Source organism: Amycolatopsis sp. SID8362 (assembly GCF_010550475.1).
GTDB classification, from domain to species: Bacteria; Actinomycetota; Actinomycetes; order Mycobacteriales; family Pseudonocardiaceae; genus Amycolatopsis; species Amycolatopsis eburnea.
Map to the genome: position 1 here is coordinate 1 of NZ_JAAGNB010001276.1, position 3,937 is coordinate 3,937.

4 protein-coding genes are annotated in these 3,937 nt (G+C 73.4%); 3 read left to right on the plus strand and 1 reads right to left on the minus strand.

Features of this window, described 5'->3' with window-relative positions; translation table 11 throughout:
- The first annotated feature begins 34 nt into the window (after positions 1-34).
- The 3 genes from G3I65_RS39620 to G3I65_RS39630 all read left to right on the plus strand — a co-directional run bounded on the left by G3I65_RS39620 (position 35) and on the right by G3I65_RS39630 (position 3,440).
- Positions 35-694 carry a response regulator transcription factor gene (locus G3I65_RS39620; protein WP_160700636.1) on the plus strand — a complete coding sequence of 220 codons (660 nt, stop codon included), beginning with the start codon at positions 35-37 and terminating at the stop codon, positions 692-694.
- A 158-nt stretch (positions 695-852) separates the two neighbouring features.
- Positions 853-2,247, plus strand: coding sequence for an alkaline phosphatase (gene phoA, locus G3I65_RS39625; RefSeq protein WP_160700637.1), 1,395 nt, complete (start codon positions 853-855; stop codon positions 2,245-2,247).
- A gap of 101 nt (positions 2,248-2,348) precedes the next feature.
- Positions 2,349-3,440, plus strand: a complete 1,092-nt coding sequence (locus G3I65_RS39630; protein ID WP_203612643.1) for a serine hydrolase — start codon at positions 2,349-2,351, stop codon at positions 3,438-3,440.
- A gap of 68 nt (positions 3,441-3,508) precedes the next feature.
- Here the strand turns inward: G3I65_RS39630 and G3I65_RS39635 are convergent.
- Positions 3,509-3,937 (minus strand): flavoprotein (locus G3I65_RS39635; protein ID WP_160700638.1); only part of this gene is annotated, 429 nt, incomplete at its 5' end.

Sequence of the window (3,937 nt, forward strand, 5' to 3'; positions counted from 1 at the left end):
GGTTGCGCGCGACCATCCCGCTGCGGGCGCGCGCATGACGCCGGCGGTGCTGCTCGCCGACGACGAACCGCTGGTCCGCGCCGGGTTGCGGGCGCTGCTGGAGCAGCAGGGCCTGAGCGTGGTCGGCGAGGCCGCCGACGGTGGCGAGGTGCTGCCCGAGGTGCGCCGGAGCCGGCCGGACGTCGTGCTGATGGACGTCCGGATGCCCGGCACCGACGGCATCGAGGCCACCCGGGCAGTGCTCGCCGCGCTCGACGACCCGCCGAAGATCCTGGTCGTCACAACGTTCGACAACGACGACTACGTCCACGAAGCGCTGCTGGCCGGGGCCAGCGGGTTCCTGCTGAAGCGGGCGCGCAAGGAGGAGATCGCGCACGCCGTCCGGACCGTCGCGACCGGGGACTCGCTGTTGTTCCCCGAGGCGATCCGGCGGCTGGTGACCGCGCGGCCGCCGGGCGGGCGGTACGCGCGGGCGGCGAAAACGCTTACCCGGCGCGAAGCCGAGGTGCTCCGGCTGATCGCCGGCGGACTGTCCAACCAGGACATCGCGGCGGCGCTGGTGATCAGCCTGGAGACGGTGAAGACCCACGTGGGCAACATCTTCGCCAAGCTCGGCGCGGGCAACCGCAGCCAGGCGGTGGTCATCGCGTACGAATCGGGCGTCGTCCGGCCGGGACATCTGGCCGGTCAATAACCGACGTGCTCCCGGTCACCCGCGCGAAGCCAGGAGTTCGATCAGCGGCCACCCGGCGGTCACCCCGCGGCCCTGCGCGGCACACATGCACGGGGACTAATGGGCCATGCCCGAAATCCGGGCCGAAAACCCCCGAAGTCCCCCATATGAGGAGAACCATGGCTTCGCTGTTCGCCGGCCGCCGCCGGTGGCTGGTCGCGGGCGCGCTCGGCGCCGCGCTGGTCGCCGCCGCCCCCGTCGCACTGGCCACCAACGGCTCCGGCACCGCCGACGCGCGCTCGTCGGCGGGCACCGGTGACCGCACGAACGACGTCCGCGCCGCGATCCAGGGCGGGCACGCCCGCAACGTGATCCTGTTCATCGGCGACGGCATGGGCCAGTCGGAGATCACCGCCGCCCGCAACTACGAGCGCGGCGCCGCGGGCCGGCTCGCCATGGACGAGCTGCCGCTGACCGGCGACTACACGACGTACGCGGTCGAGCGGGACAACCCGGCCAAGCCGGACTACGTGACCGACTCGGCGGCGTCCGGCACCGGCTGGGCCACCGGCACCAAGACCTACAACGGCGCGATCTCCGTCGACGCGTACGGCAACGACGTCCCGACGATCCTCGAGATCGCCAAGCGCAGCGGCCTGCGCACCGGCGACGTCACCACCGCCGAGGTCCAGGACGCGACCCCGGCCGTGCTCGGCTCGCACGTCGTCAGCCGCGACTGCAAGGGCCCGGTCGAGACGACCGCGAAGTGCGCGAAGAACGCCAAGGAGAACGGCGGCCTCGGCTCGATCTCCGAGCAGCTGGTGCAGACCCGCCCCGACGTCCTGCTGGGCGGCGGCGCGAAGTACTTCAACCAGTCCGTGACGGCCGGCAAGTTCAAGGGCAAGACCGTGCTGGAGCAAGCGAAGGCGGCCGGCTACGCAGTCGTGAACACCGCGGCGGACCTGGCCGCGGCGAAGCCGGGCAAGCCGGTCCTGGGCCTGTTCGCCGACGGCAACATGCCGGTCAACTGGACCGGGCCGGCGGCCGTCCACGGCGGCACCGCGCCCACCCGCTGCACCCCGAACCCGAAGCTCCCGGCGGCCCAGCCGAAGCTGGCCGACCAGACCCGCAAGGCCCTCGAGCTGCTCGACGACCGCCGCGCGGACAAGGGCTTCTTCCTGCAGGTCGAGGGCGCGAGCATCGACAAGCAGGACCACGCGGCCGACCCGTGCGGCCAGATCGGCGAGACGGTCGACTTCGACGCGGCGATCGCGGCGGGTACGGCGTTCGCCCGCAGCCACCCCGACACCCTGGTGCTGGTGACCGCCGACCACGGCCACAGCAGCCAGATCGTCGAGCCGACGGCGACCCCGGGCCTGACCGCGACGCTCGTCACGAACGAGGGCGCGAACATGACCCTGGCCTACGGCACCGCGGAAGCCGGCGGTTCGCAGTCGCACACCGGTACCCAGGTGCGCATCGCGGGCCTCGGCCCGCAAGCGGCCAACATCGTCGGGCTGACCAACCAGACGGACCTGTTCGGCACCCTGAAGCGGGCGCTGAAGCTGCGCTGAGTGGTGGGGTGCACCCCCGGGTTTTTCCGGTGGTCTCCCCGATTCCCCCTGGTGTCCGGTGTCCCTAGCGTGGGGAACACCAAGACACCAGGGGGTTTCTCATGCGGAAGTCACTGCGGATCGCCACCGCCGGCACGCTCGTCGCGCTGCTCACCGCCACCACTGCGGCACCGGCGTTCGCGACCGGTTCGGTGCAGGAGCGCCTGGACGTCCTGACCGCCCAGGACGGCGTTCCGGGCGCGGCGGCGGTCGTCCAGGACGGCCCGCGGACGCGGGTCACGCGCAGCGGCACCGGGGACGTCGCCACCGGGAAACCGTTCCCGCGCAACGGTTCCTTCCGCGCGGGCAGCGTCACGAAGACGTTCGTGGCGACGGTCGTGCTGCAGCTCGTCGGCGAGGGCCGCGTGAAGCTGGACGCGCCGGTCGAGCGCTACCTGCCGGGCCTGCTCCCGGACCGGCGGATCACCGTGCGGCAGCTGCTCCAGCACACGAGCGGGCTCTACAACTACACCGCCGACCTCGACCAGTCCGACCCGGAAGCCCTGCGCCACCGCGGCGCCGAGCCGGCCGAGCTGGTGGCGATGGCGCTGAAGCACCCGGCGCTGTTCCCGCCCGGCGCGGGCTGGTCGTATTCGAACACGAACTACATCGTGGCGGGGATGCTCGCCGAGCGGGTGACGGGACACGCGCTGGCCGACCTCCTCAGTCAGCGGATCACGCGCCCGCTGGGCCTGCGCGACACGTACCTTCCCCGGCGAGGCGACGAGAAGCTGCCCGCGCCGCACGCCGTCGGGTACGCGCCGATCGGCGGCAGGCTGGTGGACTTCAGCGACTTCGACGCGACCATCGCCGGCGCGGCGGGCGGGCTCGTCTCGACCCCGGCGGACCTCGACCGCTTCTACGGCGCGCTGCTGAGCGGACGGCTCCTGCGCCCGGCCGAGCTGGCGGAGATGCGCCGCACGGTCCCGGCCGACCTCGGCGTCCCGGGCGCGGGCTACGGCTTGGGCCTGGGCCGCATCCCGGTGTCGTGCGGCGAGTTCTGGGGCCACGAAGGCGGGATCATCGGCTTCACCAACCTGGCGGGGGTGGGCCCGGACGGGCGGCGGGTGACGGTGGTGCTGAACGAGAACCCGACCCCGGCGGACACGAACGCCCACCTGCTGGCGGCGGCCGACGCGGCGGTGTGCTCGTAGCCCGGCCCGGAATTGTCGGTGGTGGCGGGTAGCGTGGAAAACGGGGGCGCCCCCGCGGCCCGGGGGGGTCAGGGCAGCAGGTCGAGGGCCTCGGTCCACGGCCGCCGGAGGTCCAGCCGGTGCAGCGTCACCCCGGCGCCCGCGAGGGTGTCGAGGTGGCGCTGCCACGCCGGGTGGTGCACCCGGGTGTCCTGGATCTGGTAGGCCACCACGATCGTGATCCCCGGCGCGCCCAGCACGTCGCCGAGCACCGTCAGGGCCTGGTTGTCCGCGATGCCCAGCGCCAGCTTCGCCACCGAGTTGGCCGACGCCGGCGCGAAGAGGAAAACCTCCGGGTCCGGGTGCGGCCGCGGCTCCCCCGGCAGCCGGGAGACGCTGCGCACCGGCAGGTCGGTGCACGCGGCGACCTCCGCCAGCGCGCCGGTGGACTCCAGCCAGCGCATCGCGGTCGGCGTCAGCGTGATCGCCGTCCGCCAGCCGCGGCCGGCGGCGGGGCG